Origin of the sequence: Actinomadura sp. NPDC049382, assembly GCF_040677125.1 — a bacterium.
GTDB lineage: Bacteria > Actinomycetota > Actinomycetes > Streptosporangiales > Streptosporangiaceae > Spirillospora > Spirillospora geliboluensis.
Genome location: NZ_JBFARO010000007.1, coordinates 101,084 through 118,730, shown reverse-complemented (window position 1 = coordinate 118,730; position 17,647 = coordinate 101,084). Strand labels below are relative to the sequence as shown.

The 17,647-nt window shown below is 71.3% G+C and carries 13 protein-coding genes and 2 pseudogenes; 8 read left to right on the top strand and 7 right to left on the bottom strand.

The features are described from left to right. Positions 1 to 96: 96 nt before the first annotated feature. Positions 97 to 1,452 (top strand): MFS transporter, encoded by a 1,356-nt coding sequence (locus AB0K34_RS07375; protein ID WP_138632406.1) that lies wholly within the window; start codon positions 97 to 99, stop codon positions 1,450 to 1,452. Positions 1,453 to 2,869: 1,417 nt separating this feature from the next. Here the strand turns inward: AB0K34_RS07375 and AB0K34_RS07370 are convergent. After that, complete coding sequence (locus tag AB0K34_RS07370) at positions 2,870 to 3,166, bottom strand: hypothetical protein (RefSeq protein ID WP_138632403.1); 297 nt, start codon at positions 3,164 to 3,166, stop codon at positions 2,870 to 2,872. 161 nt (positions 3,167 to 3,327) lie between these two features. Between AB0K34_RS07370 and AB0K34_RS07365 the strand changes: the two genes are divergently transcribed. Together AB0K34_RS07365 and AB0K34_RS07360 are read left to right on the top strand one after the other, a co-directional pair. Continuing rightward, positions 3,328 to 4,920 (top strand): polysaccharide deacetylase family protein, encoded by a 1,593-nt coding sequence (locus AB0K34_RS07365; RefSeq protein ID WP_205719042.1) that lies wholly within the window; start codon positions 3,328 to 3,330, stop codon positions 4,918 to 4,920. 3 nt (positions 4,921 to 4,923) lie between these two features. Then, positions 4,924 to 9,639, top strand: coding sequence for a lysylphosphatidylglycerol synthase domain-containing protein (locus tag AB0K34_RS07360; RefSeq protein ID WP_301174101.1), 4,716 nt, complete (start codon positions 4,924 to 4,926; stop codon positions 9,637 to 9,639). A gap of 480 nt (positions 9,640 to 10,119) precedes the next feature. Here AB0K34_RS07360 and AB0K34_RS07355 read toward each other — a convergent pair. Then, positions 10,120 to 10,491: pseudogene (locus tag AB0K34_RS07355) on the bottom strand (ATP-binding cassette domain-containing protein); the annotation flags it as partial. Positions 10,492 to 11,031: 540 nt separating this feature from the next. Here AB0K34_RS07355 and AB0K34_RS07350 point away from each other — a divergent pair. Next, entirely contained in the window at positions 11,032 to 11,586 is a 555-nt protein-coding gene (locus AB0K34_RS07350) for a flavodoxin domain-containing protein (protein ID WP_138632397.1), read from the top strand. A 41-nt stretch (positions 11,587 to 11,627) separates the two neighbouring features. On the opposite strand, the gene AB0K34_RS07345 is transcribed toward AB0K34_RS07350, so the two are convergent. Both AB0K34_RS07345 and AB0K34_RS07340 read right to left on the bottom strand, forming a co-directional pair. Beyond that, the gene (locus AB0K34_RS07345) at positions 11,628 to 11,930 is read right to left on the bottom strand and encodes a hypothetical protein (protein ID WP_138632394.1); all 303 of its coding nucleotides are present in this window, start codon (positions 11,928 to 11,930) and stop codon (positions 11,628 to 11,630) included. Beyond that, complete coding sequence (locus tag AB0K34_RS07340; protein WP_138632392.1) at positions 11,927 to 12,178, bottom strand: dsRBD fold-containing protein; 252 nt, start codon at positions 12,176 to 12,178, stop codon at positions 11,927 to 11,929. Before AB0K34_RS07340 ends, AB0K34_RS07345 begins: the two co-directional genes overlap by 4 nt. A gap of 456 nt (positions 12,179 to 12,634) precedes the next feature. Here AB0K34_RS07340 and AB0K34_RS07335 point away from each other — a divergent pair. Beyond that, positions 12,635 to 12,820, top strand: a pseudogene (locus AB0K34_RS07335) (LuxR C-terminal-related transcriptional regulator); the annotation flags it as partial. Positions 12,821 to 12,889: 69 nt separating this feature from the next. Here the strand turns inward: AB0K34_RS07335 and AB0K34_RS07330 are convergent. Continuing rightward, complete coding sequence (locus AB0K34_RS07330) at positions 12,890 to 13,228, bottom strand: universal stress protein (protein ID WP_171068784.1); 339 nt, start codon at positions 13,226 to 13,228, stop codon at positions 12,890 to 12,892. A 238-nt stretch (positions 13,229 to 13,466) separates the two neighbouring features. Here AB0K34_RS07330 and AB0K34_RS07325 point away from each other — a divergent pair, with 238 nt between their 5' ends. Beyond that, entirely contained in the window at positions 13,467 to 13,883 is a 417-nt protein-coding gene (locus AB0K34_RS07325; RefSeq protein WP_138632386.1) for an Hsp20/alpha crystallin family protein, read from the top strand. Between the two features lie 141 nt (positions 13,884 to 14,024). Further along, positions 14,025 to 14,630: a CBS domain-containing protein gene (locus tag AB0K34_RS07320; protein ID WP_138632383.1), complete on the top strand. Its 606-nt coding sequence runs from the start codon at positions 14,025 to 14,027 to the stop codon at positions 14,628 to 14,630. A gap of 179 nt (positions 14,631 to 14,809) precedes the next feature. Here AB0K34_RS07320 and AB0K34_RS07315 read toward each other — a convergent pair whose 3' ends face one another. Continuing rightward, positions 14,810 to 15,259 carry an OsmC family protein gene (locus tag AB0K34_RS07315; protein WP_364546269.1) on the bottom strand — a complete coding sequence of 150 codons (450 nt, stop codon included), beginning with the start codon at positions 15,257 to 15,259 and terminating at the stop codon, positions 14,810 to 14,812. Between the two features lie 310 nt (positions 15,260 to 15,569). Between AB0K34_RS07315 and AB0K34_RS07310 the strand changes: the two genes are divergently transcribed. Next, positions 15,570 to 16,448, top strand: coding sequence for a universal stress protein (locus tag AB0K34_RS07310; protein ID WP_138632380.1), 879 nt, complete (start codon positions 15,570 to 15,572; stop codon positions 16,446 to 16,448). Between the two features lie 358 nt (positions 16,449 to 16,806). Here the strand turns inward: AB0K34_RS07310 and AB0K34_RS07305 are convergent, their stop codons facing one another. After that, positions 16,807 to 17,547, bottom strand: coding sequence for a transposase (locus AB0K34_RS07305; RefSeq protein ID WP_138632439.1), 741 nt, complete (start codon positions 17,545 to 17,547; stop codon positions 16,807 to 16,809). Between the last annotated feature and the right edge of the window lie 100 nt (positions 17,548 to 17,647).

The window sequence follows — 17,647 nt, the reverse complement described above, 5'->3', positions numbered from 1 at the left end:
GGATTTGCCTGACTTGCCGGACCCTTACTTGCCACGAACTTGTCACCGTGTCTATGTTAACAAGTAGACACGACGTCAAGTTTCTGGGGGTGCGCCATGAACCGCTGGCGGCTGGTGGCGGCGGCCGGGATCGCGGTCTTCATGGCCCAACTCGACGTGACCGTGGTCAACGTCGCGCTCCCGACCATCGAGCACGGGTTCGGCACTGGGCCGAGCGTGGCCGAATGGGTCGTGCTGGGCTACATGCTGCCGCTGATCGCGCTGACGCTGCCCGCCGGGCGCTGGCTCGACCTGGTCGGGCAGCGCGCCGCGCTCACGTTCTCGGTCGCCGGGTTCGGCGCCGCGAGCGCCGCCGTCGGCCTCGCGCCCGGCATCGGCTGGCTGATCGGCGCCCGCGTCGTCCAAGGGGCGTTCGCGGCCCTGCTGCTCGCGCTCGTCCCGGTGCTCACCACGATCGCGGTCCGGCCGGAGGCGCGCGGCCGGGCGATGGCGGTGGTGATGACGCTCGGACCGCTCGGCGGCGTCACCGGACCCGCCCTGGGCGGCCTGGCCATCGAGCGGCTCGGCTGGTCTTGGATCTTCTTCCTGAACGTGCCGGTGAGCCTGCTGGTGATCGCCGCAGGCCGTCCCGCGCTGGCCGCCGGCGAGCGGCTGCGCCTGCCCGGCCGGGCCCGCCTCGCCGAGACGGCCCTGCTCGGCGGCGCCGCGGCCACCCTGCTGCTCGCGCTGTCGCTGAGCGCCGGGCACGGCCCGGCCTGGCTGGCGCTGGCCCCCGCCGCCGTACCTTTCGCGCTGGCCTGGCGGCGGCTCCCCGACAGCCGCCCGGTCCGCGCGCTGGTCGGATCGCCCGGGATGGCGGGCCCGCACCTCGCGTTGGCGGCGGAGATGGCCGCCGTCATGAGCGCGCAGTTCCTCATCCCGTTCCACCTGCAGCGGTCGGGGACGGCCTCGCCCGCCGAGATCGGCCTGACGATGCTCGCCTTCCCGGCGGCGGTGCTGGCCACCGGCCCGGCGGCCGGCGCGCTCGCGGACCGGCTCGGCGCCCGCGCCGTCGCGCTCGCAGGCGCCGCCGCCGTCACCGCCGGGCTCGTCCTGCTGCTCCCCGTCAGCGCCGGCTGGGGACCCGCCGACCTGGTCTGGCGGCTGGCCGTGGCGGGCGCCGGGGCCGGGCTGTTCGCCGGCCCCAACCAGGCCCTCGCGATGGCGCAGGCGCCGCGCGACCTGCTCGGCACCACCGGCGCGACCACGAGCCTCGCCCGCCAGATCGGCGTCGCGCTCGGCCCGGCGCTGGCCACCGCGACCTGGTCGCTCACCGGCTACGGGGTCCCCGGGATGCGTGCCGCGCTCGGCGCCGCCGCCGCCCTCGCCGCGGTCAGCGTCCTGGCGCAGCTCGACCCCCGCGCCCTCCGCACCGCGACCCCGCCGACCGCCAAGGATCGTTACGGAGCGTAATGTTCCGTGCGTGGGGGACGAGCGGGGGCTGGGCGTACGTGCCCGACTTCTCCCATCCGGCGCAGGTGATCGAGCCGTTCCCGCGCGGGGAGGCGCGGGGAGCACCATGTGAGCGGTATGGCGTTCTCCGACGGTGGCGCCCGTCTCGCCGTGCTCAACAGCACCCGAGAGCTCCGTGCAAACCCAGACCACCAGTCTGCAGTCGTGGGCGGTGCCGACGGCGCATTTGTCGGCTACCTCAAACAACGTGACCGCCGTGTCGAAGCCTTGCAAACCTGTGCATCGCCCGCCGCTGCGCCACCCAGCACCGCGCCGACGCCCAACGGCAGATCAAGGCCCTGAACGTCACCGCCCCCGACCATCCGCGCAGTCAACTGCGCGCGGCCTCCAGCAACTCACCATCGAGATCACCGAACTGAACGAACTCTGGACCTCCTCGCCACCGACATCAACCCGCGCCTGGTGGCCGTCCACGGCGTCGGCACCGGCACCGCCGGATGACTCCTGGTCACCGCCGGTGAGAACCACCACCGGCTGCACTCAGAAACCGTGCCGCCACGCTCTCGATGTCGGCGTCGGCATGCGGAACCCGCTGGCTGACGGCCGCTTCTGCTACGCAGAGTGAGCAACATGGACGGCGATCTCGTGAACACATTTGAGGCGGGGCAAGATCATGCCCCAAATCTGCCCCAGTGGACCAGGAAGGCCCTGCCGCGAGTGAGCGGGAGGGCCTGTGTCGTAAGGGGTGGGCGATACTGGGTTCGAACCAGTGACCTCTTCGGTGTGAACACGACCGATCATATACCGGCTTCACTGCTTTCCGGCATCAGTGCAGGTCAGACAGGAACCTTGAGTGCAGTACAGAGCACCTCAAGGAAGATCAGGTCCGTTACGATCTCCCATAATCAACACCTCGCGCCTCTACCAACCACCCTAACGTTGTGTAGTCATTTCACCGACGCTACCTGCACACTCGGCTGTGCAATGCACAGCTGGTCCAGTTTGATGTGCCTCCGTAGCGGAGGAGGCCAGAGGGCAACCCGATGTCCGCGATCACGAGCAATTGGTATCTCCCTCTGGCTACCTTTTGATTTCGACCTTTCCGGCCATCCGTTTCTCCGATCGTCGCTCCTGAAGCCCGAACGTAATACCGCTGGCCCACATGGAATGCGGGCATGGGTGATCCTTGAACTCGTTCGGTTGGCTCGGACAGGGGCGACAAGCTGGCGCAAGGGCACCGCTGCACCACAGGTTCCGGGTTGATGGGGGTGGACGACGTGGCCTGCGGTACTGCGCACCGCCGCAGATGTCGGTGGCGACGGCATCCCCGTGCTTGCTGCGGCGCGGTCGCGCGGCCATGCCCACCGGCATGCGGTCATAGAGCTGCTTCTGCTTTACAAAGTGCGGTAGGCGCTCCTCAGGCACGTCCAGTGATGGCGTCCCCCCGCATGGCGCGCAGCGGCTTGCAGGCCTCGACGACCTCGGCGCGCAGGTCCAGTTCGCTCTGCTCGCCATGGACGGCGTAGCCGGCCTCGATGAGGGTGCCGAACGTCTGCCAGGCGTGCACGACGCGCAGCCGGGCGTCCCGCAGCGCGGCGGTCTCGAAGGCGTAGTCGAGGACGGCGCCGACGTCCCGCAGCAGGTCGATGCCGGACGACGAACTCGCCGCGATCGGCGGCTGGACGAGCAGCACGTGCACGTCCTGCGGCCGCATTTCTCGCAGGAGAAGAAGAACCGTTTCGCCCTCGCCGACGTCCACGACACCTCCAAGTTCTGACACGCCGACGTTCGGCAGCGGTGGCAGGACCTTCGTCACTCCTCCGGGCGGACATGGGAGCGGACGCTGGAGTCCCCACCGAAGGACGGTGAACTCCGATGCGACGCTTCACAGCGTTCTCGACGGCGGTGCTGCTCCCGGCGACCTTGGTGACCGCACCCGCCCTGGCGGCGTCCTCCCCCACTGCGGCCGTCCGCGCGGCGGCGACCGAGGACGTCCCCACTTACACGCCCGGCATCGCCGGCTGGCCCAGCGGCAAGGGGTTCGACGTCGCCTACCGGGCCTCCACCGCCAACGTGCTGTACCGGCGGTTGGTCGACGGCATCTGGTCGACTCCGCTCAACCTGGCCGGACGCCTGATCGGCGGCGCCACCGTCACCTTCGCCGGCGGCGATCCCCGCGTGTACGGGCGCGGGGTCGACGGCAGGCTCTGGGAGCGCGTCCGCGCCGGCGGCACGTGGCAGCCCTGGGCCAAGGTCGACGACCTGCTCATCAGCACCTCACCGGCCGCCGCCGGGCACCCCGACGGGCGCGTCGAGGTGTTCGTCCGCGACGCCGCCGACGTGCTGCGGACCAAGACCTACACCCCCGGCGCCGGCTGGAGCACCTGGACGGCCTTGGACATGACGGCGGATTCGGCACCCGCCGTCGCCGTGACCGGCGCCGACACCGTGCGCATCGTGGTCGCCGGCCGCGATCACGCCGTCTGGACCCGGACCCGCATCGGCACCTCCTGGTCGGACTGGACGTCCCTCGGCGAGAGCACCCACAGCACTCCCGGCATCGCCGCCGACAGCGCCACCGGGAAGGTCTGGGTGTTCGTCCGCAACGCCGACACCCACCGGTTGCGCGTCCGCGCCTACACCGGCTCGTGGGGCGACTGGCAGATCATGGGCGGGCTGTACGTCGACGGGCCCGGCGCCGCCTTCGCCGGCGGCAAGACCGTGTCGGTCGGACGGGGCCGCGACGGTGCATTCTGGAGCCGAACCATCACCGGCGCCGCCTGGACGACCGATGTGAAGGCCTGGGTGCCCGGGCCGCCGCCCGGCGTGCCGTCCGCGCTGCGCGGCAAGAACGTCACCAAGGTCCCCACCACGTCCAAGGTCGCCGCGCTGACGTTCGACTCCGCGTGGGACGCCTCCGGGGTCTCCTCGATCCGCGCCGCCCTGCAGCGCGAGAACGTCCCGGCGACATTCTTCCTGGTCGGCGACTTCGCCCGCGGGTTCCCCGTCTACAGCAACCTGCTGGCCGGGTCGGGGTTCCGGATCGGCAACCACAGCGACACCCACCCCGACTTCACCAAGATCAGCGACGCGACGGCCAAGGCGCAGGTCGCGACCGCCCGCACCGCGATCTTCAACGCCAACGGCGCGCAGGCGGTGCCGCTGTTCCGCTTCCCCTACGGCGCCTACACCGCCTCCGACGTGACGCTGCTGAACGGCCTCGGGTACGTCCCGGTCGGCTGGTCGGTCGACTCGCTCGGCTGGCAGGGCACCTCGGGCGGGCAGACCGCGGACAAGGTCATCGCCCGGGTCCTGGCCGCCAAGACGCCCGGAATGATCGTGCTGATGCACGTCGGCGCCAACCCCGACGACGGCACGACGCTGGACGCCGACGCGCTTCCCGCGATCATCACGGGCCTGCGCGCCGCCGGCTACTCCTTCACCACTCTCGACGCGCTCATCCCCTGACCGGTGAGCGTCCAGACCTCCAAGGGCCGCCCCACCGGCCCGCCGGCCGTCGGGGGCCGCAGGGCGGGACGGGGACGCGGCCGGACCTGGCTCGGCCGTGTCCTCGCCCTGCTCCTCGTCGCCGCGATCTTCGGGAAGGTACTGCCCGACCTCGTCGATCTGGAGGAGGTCACCGACATCCTGCGGACGCGGGTGAGCGCCCTGGACCTGATCGTGCTGTCGGCGTTCACGGCCCTGTCGGTGCTGCTGTCGGCGATCGGCCTGAGCGCGGCGCTGCCGGGACTGCGGCTCGGGCCCGCGTCCGTCGTCAACGTGGTGACCACCGCCCTCTCCTACGCCCTGCCCGGCGGGGGCGCCGCCGGTGCGGCGCTGAACGTCAGGATGTCCCGGGACCTCGGTTTCCGGGCCGGCCCGATCGCGCTGCAGGTGCTGGTGACGGGCATCTGGAACCTCGTCGCCCGGCTGACGCTGCCGCTGCTCGCGCTCGGCATGCTCGCCATGGCATCGGACGTCCTGCCCGGTGTCCGCGGGGCGGGCGCCCTCGGGCTGTGGCTCGCCGCCGTCCTCGTCATGCTGACCGCCGTCATGCTGTGGAGCGACCGTGCGGCGTCGGCGATCGTGGCCGGCCTCTTCCGCGCCGCGCGTCCCGTCGCGCGGCTGCTGCATCGCCGGATCAGCGACCGCACCGGTGACGTCGGACGGTTCCAGGGCGAGGCCCGCGAACTGATCCGCGCCCGGTGGCCGGCGCTGACCTTGTCGGCCGTGGGCTACCACGTCTGCGTGTTCGCGGTGCTGTACGTGTCATTGCAGGCGGCCGGCGTGTCCCGGGTCGGGGTGCTGGAGGCGTTCACCGTCTACACGGTGGCCCGGCAGGTCACCGCCGTTCCCCTCACTCCCGGCAGCGCGGGCGTTCTCGAACTCGCGCTGATCGGCGGGCTCGACCTCACCGGCGCGGACCTGCCCGCCGCCACCGCCGGTGTCCTGCTGTTCCGCTTCTTCACCTACCTGCTCTACCTTCCGGCGGGCGGCGCGGCGTGGGCGTGGTGGCGGTGGCTCCGGCCGACGGCCGCCGCCCGGCCGCACGAGGTCGCGTTCCGTCACCCGATGGACGCCGTCCGGCTGGTGCTCGCCCTCGGTGCGCTGCTGGTACTGGTCGCGGTGAGCCGGGGCGTGCCCGGCTGGGACATCGACCTGTTCAGGTTGGTGAACCTTCTCCCGGACTCCGTCGAACTGCCGATGTGGCTGGTGATGCAGGCCGGCTGGGTCGGCGCCGTCGCCGTCGCGGCGCCGGCCGCCGCGGCCCTCCGCAGGTTCCGGTTCGCCGTCACGCTCGCCATGGGCGGGACGCTTGCGTGGCTGCTGGCCAAGGTCGTCAAGGACGTGTCGGGCCGGCCGCGACCCGCCGCGCTGCTGGACGATGTCGTGCTGCGGTCCGACGCGACGCCGTCCGGCACGGGCTTCATCGCCGGCCACACCGCGGTCGCCGCGGCGCTGGTCACGGTGGCCGGCGCCTATCTTCCCCGCCCGTACAGGCGCGTCCTCTGGCTGGTGGTCGCCGCCGTCGGCGTGGCCAGGGTGTACGTGGGAGCGCACTTCCCCGTGGACGTCCTCGGCGGTGCCGCCCTGGGCTGGGCCGTGGGCGCGGCAGCGCTTCTGCTCATCGGGACGTCCGCGCATCGTCCCCGACTGACGGCGATACGCGAGACGCTCGTGCGCCACGGGTTCACAGTCACGGACGTGCGCGCGGTGCCCGGCGACCTCAGGCGCGCCGCGCCCTACGCCGTGACGACCTCCGCCGGGCGCCTCTTCGTCAAGGCCATCGGACGCGACCAGCGCGACGCCGACGTCCTCCACCGGTTCGGCCGGCTGTGGCGGCGCAGGCCCGGCGAGCCACCGTTCGCCACCGCCAAGCACCTTGCCGAGCAGGAGGGGTACCTGCTCATGCGCGCTCACCGGGCGGGCGCGCGGGTACCGGCCCTCCGGTTCGTGGCGGAGGCCGGTCCGGGCGACTGGGCGCTGGTCATGGACCACATCGACGCGCGTCCGCTCGGCACGGCCGACACGCTCACGCAGGTGGCACTGGAGGATCTGTGGCGGCAGTGCGCGGCGCTGCGCCGCGACCGCATCGCCCACCGTGACCTCGTGGCCGACAACGTCCTGATCGATCCGCACGGGCGCCCCTGGATCGTCGGCTGGGGACGGGCGGAGACCGACACGGCACCGGCACTGCTCGACGAGGACGCGGCCAGGCTGGTCGCCATGACCTCCGCGGTCACGACCCGCGACCGGGCGACGGCCGCCGCCCTGGATGCCGTCGGCCCGGCGGTGTCCGCCCGGCAGACGGCCGGCAGGCGATGGCCGGGGCGCCGACGGGTGTTCGCTCTGTCCAGTCCGTTCCCACCGGACGCGCCCGCCACCGCACGGCACCCCGGCGACGTGATCCGGCTCGCCGCCGGGCTCGCCGTCTGCCTCTCCCTCGCCATCTTCGCGGCGGACGGGTTCCTGCTGCGCCCCGAGGCCGGCGTCTTCCGGCTCGTCAACGATCTGCCCGGCTGGTTGTTCTGGCCGGTCAACGTCGTGATGCAGGCGGGCGCACTCGGTGCCGTAGGGGTGATGGCGGCGGCGGCCCTGACCGTCCGCCGGGTCCGGCTCGCCGTCGACCTGGCCCTCGCCGGCTCGCTGGCCTGGCTGCTCGCCAAGCTGGTCAAGGACGTCGCCGACCGCGGACGTCCCGGCGCGCTGCTGTCGGAGGTCGTGCTGCGCGGTGCGCACGAGGGCGGGCTCGGCTTCGTCTCCGGCCACGCGGCCGTGGCCGCCGCTCTCGCCACCGTGGCCGCCGCGCACGTGCGACGACCGGTCCGGTGGGCCCTGTGGGCCGTCGCCGTCGCCGTACCGCTGAGCCGCGTCTACGTGGGCGCCCACTTCCCGCTCGACGTCGTCGCCGGCGCGGCCCTCGGCTGGGCGGTCGGCGGCGCCGTGCACCTCGCGCGCGGCACGCCCGACCACGTCCCGACGCCGGCGCAGGTCGCCGCCGGCCTTTCCCGCTGCGGCCTGACCGAGCCCGTCGTCGAACCGGTGAAGGCGGACGCGCGCGGCTCGGTTCCCTTCACCGCCCGCTGCCCCGGCGGGCACACCGTCTTCGTCAAGGCACTCGGCCGTGACCAACGCGACGCGGATCTACTGTTCAAGATCTCGCGTTTCCTCCTCTACCGCGAGGTCGAGGACGAGACGATGATGGCGAGCCCCAAACGCCAGGTGGAGCATGAGGCGTACATGCTGATGCGCGCGGCATCCGCAGGCGCACGCGTCCCCGCCGTCCTCGGCGTGGCACCTGCCGGAGCAGGCACCTGGATTCTTGCGGAGGAAACCGTCGATACCGGCGGTGCCTCGGCCGCACTTGACGATGCCCGCCTGCGCCGCCTCTGGGGCGAGGTCGCCAAACTCCACGCGGCACGGATCGCGCACCGCGACCTGCGCCTGGCGAACGTGCTCATCGACACCGGCGGCGACCCGGTGCTCGTCGACTTCGGCTTCGCCGAGGACGCCGCGAGCGACGAGCGGCTGGCCCAGGACGTGGCCGAACTCCTCGTGTCCACGGCACTCGTGACCGATCCGCGGCGGTCCGTCCAGGCCGCCGTGGACGTCCTCGGGGCGTCCGCCGTCGACGCCGCCGTCCCCTACCTGCAACCTCTGGCGCTGGCCCGGTCCACCCGGATGAGACTCCGGGACGCCCCCGGGCTCTTGGACGAACTCCGCGCCGCCCTGACCTGCGCGGGCGCAACTCGCGCCGCCCCTCGCCCCCTGTCGCGGATCCCGTCCCGGCCGTGGTTCCTGCTGCTGCTCATCCTCGCCGGCTATGTCACCTATCACGCACTCATCGGCATCGCAGGCCTGCGCTCTCCCGTGGCCGTCCTCGCGGACACCGGCGTACGCTGGCTCTTCGTCGCCGTGCTGCTGGTGGCGGCCACCTATGCGGCGGGCGCACTCTCCCTGATGGGCGCCTCCCCACGCGGCCTCGCCTTCGGACACGCCTGCGTGCGGCAGGTCGCCGCATCCTACGCGTCCCGCCGGCACCCGGCCGGCCGGGGTGGCACCGCCGTCCTCAGCGCCTACCTCCGCGAGCACGGCGCGGGGCCGCACGAGGCCACCGCGACCGTCGCGCTCACCCGGTTGACGGGCGCGTTCGTCCACCTGGTCGCCCTGGCCCTCGCTCTGGCCTCCGCCGCGGTGCAGGGAGGGGAGACGCTCCGTTCACCGGCCTGGTCCCGGCCGCTGATCCTGGCCGTCTCGGCTGTCGCCGCTCTGGGGACGGCAGGGATGTGGCGCCGCCGAGCGGAGATCATCCTGCCACTGAAGGCGGCCGCCGCGGGCCTGCCCCCGCTGCTGCGCCGACCCCGGCACCTGATCGCCCTCCTGGCCGGCAACTCCGCGGTGACCAGCTGCTCCGTGCTGGCGTTCGTCGCCGTGGGCCACGCGATGAACGTACCGCTCTCCCCCGTCGTCCTGGCGGCGGTCCATCTCCTGCTTGTCCCCCTGCGTCTCCTCGGTCCACTGCCCGGTGGGCTCGGCATCGTCGAGCCCGTCCTCGTCCTGGCTCTGGTCGCCCTCGGGACGGGCCCGACCGAGGCCGTCCTGACCGTGCTGATCTACCGGTTCCTCAGCTTCTGGCTCCCGATCCCGCCCGCCGCCCTGGCGTTCCGCGCGGTCAGTCGCCGGTGAGGTCTCGACGCTCGAAGAACAGAACGCCGACCGCGGTGAGCAGAACGCCGACCGCGGCCGGACTCCCCCGCGCCGCGCAGCAGCCGTCCCGCGACGAGCAGCGGCCCAGATGCCGATGATCGCGGCCAGCAACCAGCCGGCGTCCCAGGCGGCGAATCCGCCGGGTGTGTCGACCGCGTGCGGAATGCCCTGCGGCATCCGCATCGCGGGATCGTCCGAAAGGGCTGCCAGCTTCTGCCGGGAGGCCGCATCGGGATAGGTCTGCTCGTAGGAGAAGACCTCGACCGCGACATAGAAGGCAACGACCGCCACAAGCCAGCCGACGCCGCGCCGGATCAGGCCGTCGACGATCGCCTCCAGCACCGTCCCGCCGAGCCCGCGCAGGTCCTCCAGCGCGGCGACCTCGACCAGCCGCCCCTCGCGCAGGATCGCCACCCGGTGGCAAACGTCCTGGACCTGGTCAAGGATGTGGGAGGACAGGAGGACGGTCTGCCCGCGCCTGGCCGCCTGCCGTACCAGCGTCTGGAACCCGGCCTCCATGAGCGGGTCCAGGCCGGACGTCGGCTCGTCCAGCAGCAGCACGTCCGGCCGGGTCATCAACGCCGCGATCAGCGCGAGCTTCTGCCGGTTGCCCTTGGAGTAGGAGCGGGTCCGCTTTCCCGGGTCGAACCGCAGCCGCTCGATGAGTTCGTCCCGGAACGGCACGTCCACATGGCCGTACAGGTTCCCAAGATACGTCAGCGTCTCCATACCGGTCAGCTGCGGCCATACCGCTACGTCCCCGGCGACGTAGCCGGCGACGTAGCCGACGTGCCGGTGGGCGCGCTCGACGCCCAGGTTGAGGCCGTCCACCGCGACCACCCGTCCGAAACGCTTGGTCAAACCCTCGGTCCGTATCGCCGACGCGACCACCGCGCACCTCCTCACGATCCCGTTCCTGAAGCTGGAGACGTGATCGGCATCCGACAGCGGCCAATGGTCCCTTCACCGTCCGCCCTTCGGCACCGGTCGGTGCACCACCTCGATCTTGATCCCGAACCGGTGGTCTTCTGCCCGGGATGCCATCGGGACGTTCGGCTCTGGCAGCACCGTGGACGGCGACGGAGCCTGGTGTCACCGGCAGGGTCCACGGGGAGGATCGTCATGGGTCTAAGCGCCATCTCGCGGAGAGCGTCCGCGCAGCTCACGATGTTGCCAGGACACGGGACCGCTGTGGCTCGGGTGGCGGCCGTCGAGTTGGACATTGCCGACCGCCGGCCGCTTCGGGATCGAACTGGCCCGAGTGATCGACGCGTTCGCCCGGGCCTTCTGCGATGCCCGGAGACTGGCGGCGATCCGTCCGCCGACGAACTGCCGAGGCGCCGCGGCGCTCACGGGACTGGGGGTGACGACATGACTGTTCTGGTGGCGTACGCAAGTGTGCACGGTTCCACGCGGAGCATCGCCGAGCGGGTCGGTGCGGTACTGACCGAGCACGGTGAGCGGGTCGAGGTCCGCACCATGAGCAGTGTGCGCAACGCCGACTCCTACGAGGCGTTCGTGCTCGGCAGCGCCGTCCACAGCCGAGCCTGGCTGGACGAGGCGACCGGCTTCCTGGAACGGGAGCGCAACACCCTCGCCGAGCGGCCAGTGTGGCTGTTCAGCGTCGGGATGCCGGCCGCGCTGCGCGGCCCTTGGCGCGGCTACGGCCCCAAGGAAGAGGCCCTGCTCGCGGACGACCTCCACCGGATGCTCGCCATCCGCGAACACCGACTCTTCTCAGGGGTCTTCCGGCGCGAGCACATCCCTCTCGCCGGGCGCTTGGTCTGCAGACTGCTCGGCCTCCGGTACGGCGACTACCGGGACTGGCCGGAGATCGACGCCTGGGCGACGAAGATCGCGGGTGAGCTTAAGCCGCCCGGGTCAGCACCCGCGGCGGAATCCGCACCGCGTCCGGGTCCTCCGTAGACCGCCTGGCCTCACCCCGCACGCCGTCGATCAGCACCCACTCAGACGCCGGACCGCTCCGACTTGTCTCCACCGTGGGGCTCGCCGAAGAACGGAGACGCGGAATCGGCCCGCCTGCCGGGCCGGACAGCGTCCAAGCCGATCACGAGCCACGTCGCCAGCAGGACGCCGGTGAAGCCGGCAGCGGTCCACAACACCACATCGGCGGGCGCCCCCAGCGACATGGCGCCCGACGCAGCCGCCACACCGAAGGCGGGCAGCGCGAGATACCGCCACCGCCCGGCCGGCCTGGCCGAGACGGCGGGAGCCGGAGGCCCGGCCTTCGTGCCGCGTCCGGCCTTCATGCCGGACCGGCGAACTGAGCGATGTCCTCGCTGGCCATTCCGTGCGACCGATCGGCCAGATCCGCAAGGGCCCGGCTGACGGCCGGCTCCTCACCGACCTCCGGAAGCCTGCGGTCGACCGGGTTGCGGCGCGCCCGGCCGTACCTAACCGGCTTCCTCTCGCCACCGGTGAACCGGGCCGCACGCACGAGAGTGTCCGTGCCGTCCTCGCTGATGTAGAGCTCCACACCCCGCTGCTCGGCCTCCATGACGACCTCCTTCGCCTGGCCGCTTGCCTCTCCATCGTTCGAAGACACCGGCTGGTGAAGCAGGGGCGGAGGTCCCCCGCTCGTCGAGGCGAACGGCCCGGCCCTTCTTACGGGACCCGGCCGACGACCGCGACAAGGCATTCAGCGTGACGGATCACGCCGTGGCCGACGGAGCCGAGCCTGGGCCCGAACGATGAGCGCTCGCCAACGGCGCACCCGGACTCGGCGACACCCGCGGGGACCTGCCGAGCGTGCGCGACGCGCAGCGGCGAGCGGCGGCAAAGGCCCAGGGTCCAGCCCGCCCGCCCGCGACCGGCGCGGTGCCGGGTAGTGCGGGCGCCCGGGGCGGGACCTTGAGCCATCGGCCTTCCGCGGTCAGGTCAGAATCGTCCGCCTCATCGCCGAAGCTGATCGTCCTCGGCCGGGCGGACACCTCCCCACCGAACGGGCCTCAGCGGCGAGGGCCTCACCAACCGGCAGATCGGCGAGCGCCTCTTTCTCGCCGAGAAGACCGTCAAGAACTACATCTCCAGCATCTTCGCCAAGCTCGGCATGAGCCGCCGCACCCAGGCCACCGCGCTCGCCGCCCAGCTCAAAGCCGACTCGGCCCGCACTGGGGAAGCGGCGCGAGTGAGGCGTTGAGGTCGCCTCGACCGGCGAGCCGAACGCGCTCCGGGCCTCGGTAGTTCTCCCGGGGGCGGCCGACGATGGTCATGTGGTTGTGGGGACAAGACCGCGTTGGTCAGGCGGTGGGCCGGGGCTGCGGCACGATCGCCACCGCACACGGGGGCATGGTGCATGCATCGCCGAACTCGTCGCGCCCAGCAGCAGCGGATCCAGGCCCCCCGCGCCGCGGTCCCCCACCACCAGCAGATCGGCGTCAGCCGCCGCCAGCAGGGCCTCGCGAGGACGCTCCAGCAGCAGCGACACCCGCACGGCAACCTCCGGATAACGCCGCCTCCACGGCCGGACGGCCTCGTCCAGCATCGCGGTGCGCACCTCGAACAGCCTGTCCTTGTCGGTGAACAGGGGCAGCTCGAAGTCGGGCACCGCGCCGGGTTCCCAAGTGAGCCCACTCCACGGCAGGACAACATCACCAGGCACCTGACCTCGCAGGGATCGACACGGGATGACTTTGGTCCCTGCAACGGGTGACCCATGGCCGTGGGGACGATCCGCTTCCGGCGCCAGCATGAAGGTGGATCCCACGATGAGGAGCGTGAAGCATCCGGATGCGGATCGGATCCTCACCCTGGGCATCACTCAGATCCGAGCCGAGGGAGGCACCATGAGCGCACTGGAGCGGCGCGAAACGCGCGGCATCTTCCCCGAACTGTTCGACTGGATCGAGTCGCCGTTCACCGCTTTCCGCACCGGGACCGGCCAGGCCATGCGGGTCGAGAACTACGTCGACGAGGGCGACCACGTCATCCGCGCCGAGCTGCCCGGCATCGATCCCGACAAGGACATCGAGATCACCGTCACCGGAGGCGTCCTGCGCATCCACGCCGAGCGCCACGAGGAGAAGAGGGAGGGGCAGCGGTCGGAGTTCCGCTACGGCTCCTTCACCCGGTCCTTCACCCTCCCGGCCGCCACCGAGATCGATGACATCAAGGCCTACTACGACAAGGGCATTCTCATAGTCCGCGTGCCGATGCCCAAGGCAGCCAAGGCCGAGGCCAAGCGGATCACCGTTGAGAAGTGATGAACCGGCGAGCGGAGGGCATCGCATCCGAGTGCTCGGTTCGATGCTCTCCGTTCTCGTTCGTGCTCGAAGTGAGATGAGACGCGATGGCGCACTTCTCCGGCCCTCACCTGAGGGGCGGCCCGGTGAGAGGAGATGACCATGCTCGTCCGCGAAGCCATGACCGCGCCTGCGGTGACGGTGACGCCGTCGGCCACCGTCCGCCAGGCCATGCGGGTGCTGCTCGAGCACGACGTGACCGCGCTGCCGGTCGCCGACGCGACGGGCCGACTGGTCGGAATCGTCAGCGAGATGGACCTGCTGCGCGGCGCGTTCGAGGCCGATCCCCGAGCCTTCGCCAGGCCGCTGAGCGGCACCCCGGGAGCGCCCGAGCCCCGGCACGTCGATGAGGTCATGACGCGCGACGTCCGCACGGCACGCCCCACCACCGACGTCGCCGAACTGGCGGAGACCATGCTGCGGACGAGGATCAAGAGCGTCCCCGTCCTCGACGGGGACGCGATCGTCGGTGTCATCAGCCGCCGCGACCTGATCGCGGCGCTCGCCCGGGGCGACGCCCGCATCCGCGACGACGTCCTGGCCTCCATCGCCGCCTACGCACCGGACGGCGGCGCCTGGGAGGTCACAGTCGAGGACGGTGTGGTCCGGCTGAGCGGGTGCGACGACGAGCAGGCCGAGCGGATCGTCGAGGTACTGGCCCGCACAGTGCCCGGGGCAACACGCGTCCTGATCAGCCCCTCCCGATGACGGTGCGGCCGGCCTTCACCGGCCTAGCCCGGCAACGCCATGGGACTGAGCAAGGCCGACCTGCCCAGGCCGGAAGATGCCTCCCCACCGCCTCGGCCAGCCAGAGGCGGAACGCCGGCCCCGGCCCGGCTCCATCCACCACAGCGGCCGCCATGGAACTTCCGTCATGGCCTGCCCACTCAAACCTCGGACACGGTGCTGAGCACGTCCAGTTCGACCTCTGGCGCATCGAGGATCGAGTTGTGCACGGTGCAACTGCCCACAGCGGCCTCCAAGCCCCTCAGCGCCTCCGCCGGAACATCGACCGGGGGTCGCAGGTGGAGGCGGATCCGCGCGACGCGAGTCGGAACGCCGGGGTTCATCACGAAGCCGGCGGTGATCTCCACTCCGGTTGCCGGAAGCGCACGCCCCGCGAGGTAGCGGCGGGCATAGTGGGCCGCGCATGCCGCCAGGGCCGCGACGAACAGTTCGACGGGTGTCGGGCCTTCGTCCATGCCGCCCGAGACGTACGGTTGATCCACGTCCATCACGTGGTCCCGGATGAGCACGGTGAAGGCGTCATTCTCACGGTGGACGACCCTGATCTCCTCCATCGGAAAGTCGCCTCCCTCGTTGATTTCGTCCTTCATTCACAGCCTCACCACGGACCGCGTGGCGTATGAGTGCCGAAGGTCCCGCCTGGGCGGGCTGGAAGACCCGTGCCCCGGCCGTCAGCCGAGGCGACCAGGCGACAGGGCGGCGGACGCAGTGCCGGATCGCATGTCCGACGGGGTTAGGGCGCCGGGCTACTGGTTGCGGGACGTTCGCCCCTGTCAGTGGCAGGGAGTGCCGACGAGCCTGTGAGTAAGGACATGGGCAGGCATGCCGTAAGGAGCAGGGGCATCTGGCAAGTACTTCTGCGTGCGGCCTTGTCTCCGCGAGCTGCCGAGGAGGGCACTGATGAGCAATCCGATCGTGGTGGGAGTGGACGGTTCTGAGTCGGGCCTGACCGCAGTGCAGGCAGCCGCTGGGGAGGCGAGGCTGCGAGGTGCGCCGCTGCGGGTGGTTCATGCCTTCGTCTGGCCGCTGCTGCGGGTGCCGCTGGGGCCTTCGCCGCTCGGCCCGCGGACCGGCGGGTTCCGCAACATGGCTGATCGTTTCGTGAGCCAGGCGGTGGACCGGGCACGGTCGGTGGCGCCGGAGGTACCCGTCACCTCTCGGGTGGCGACGGGCACGGCCGTGGCGGTGCTGGAGGAAGAGTCGCGTGAGGCCGCGCTGGTGGTGGTCGGCAGCCGGGGTCTGGGCGGTTTCAGTGGTCTGCTGGTCGGTTCGACGGCGGTGCATCTGGCCGCTCATGCTCACTGCCCAGTGCTGGTGGTTCGCGGCAGGGCCGATCCCGGCGGACCGGTCGTGCTCGCCGTAGACGGCTCAACTGCCGGTGAGGCGGCCATCGCCTTCGCGTTCGCCGAGGCCTCCATGCTCGGGGCCGAATTGATCGCCTTGCATGCTGGGAGCACGCGGACCGAGCCGGTCTCCACCCGCCCGGGCGATCCGCTGCCGGCGGTGTCCGCCATCGACACGCTGCGGGACGAGGAGGAACGCGTCCTGGCCGAAGCGCTGGCGGGCTGGCCTGAGAAGTATCCCGACGTCGCCGTGCACACCCGTCTGCTGCGAGCCCAGACCCGGCCTGCTCTCATCGACGCCAGCCGCGATGCTCGGCTCCTGGTCGCCGGGGCCCGTGGCCGCGGCGGCTTCACCGGCCTGCTCCTCGGCTCGGTCAGCCAGGCACTCCTGCACCATGCGCACTGCCCCGTCGTCATCGTACGCGGCCGAGTATGACCGCCACCTGGAGAGATGCGGCGAAGCAGGCATCGCACGGGACTGGTCTGCCGGGCACCGGTCCTCGCTTGGGACAGCTGTAGATCGTGGAGAGAAGGTGGTCATGGCCCGGCACGTGGTCGTCGGTGTCGATGGGACCGCCTGCCGCTGCGCCGGCGTTCGGCCGGCGGCCCCCGAGCCGTCTACTGCCCGGAGCCGTCCCCGGACCGGCGATCATTCGCTCCAGAGTCATCGCTTGTGCCAATACAGGCGGAAAAGTGAATGAAATACGCGAATCGGATAGCCTAAAGGTTGTCCCGTAATGGTAGAGAAGCGCGGCCGGGCGTGCGGCCGGTGGTTTTGCGCCCTCTGGGCCGGGTCAGCCGGCCATCGTGAGGTTGTGCATGAGGGCGATGCCGCGGGTGGCGTGGTGGACTCCGTCGCGTTTGCGGCGGCAGTTGCGCAGGATGTTCCACCACTTCATGTGTGCGAAGGTGTGCTCGATGCGGGCGCGCACCCGTTTGTGGACGGTGTTGAACTCGTGCTGCCAGATCGGCAGTTGGCTGCCGTCGCGGGGCCGCCGGTAGGGCATGATGACCTGCCGGTTTCCCTGGTAGCCGCCGTCGGCCATCACGTGCGCACCCCGGCAGGCTCGGTCCGCGCCCGAGTCGCGGTAGGCCGTGCAGTCGTTATGGTTGCCCGGTACCGGACGTCCCACCGCGACCACCAGCCGGGTGTTGGCGTCGACTACGACCTGCATGTTCACCGAGTACCGATAGTTCTTGGACGAGGCGGTGATCGTCCGGTCATGGACCGGGACGAGTGTGCCGTCCACGATCAGCACGGCCTCGGGGCCGTGCCGGCGGGTGACCGGGGCCAGTGCGAGCAGGGGCGCCAGGTGGTCGACGACACGGTGCGCGGCCGACTTGGAGACCACGAACAGCAGGGCGACCTGCCGCAGCGTCAGGTTGGTGCAGTAGTACACCGCGATCAGCAGGACCCGGTCGGCCAGCGGCAGGCTCCAGCGTCGCCCGGTGCCGGTCTGCTCGCCGCCACGACCTGCGACGATCCGCACCAGACGGCGGAACTGCCGCACCGACAGGCCGGTGAACACCGGCATCCACTCGTCCCGATCGCCCGTGATCAACCGCTCCACATCGAGATCAACGATCTTTACCGGCTGGCGTTACGGGACAGCCTTTAGGAGATTGGAGAACGTA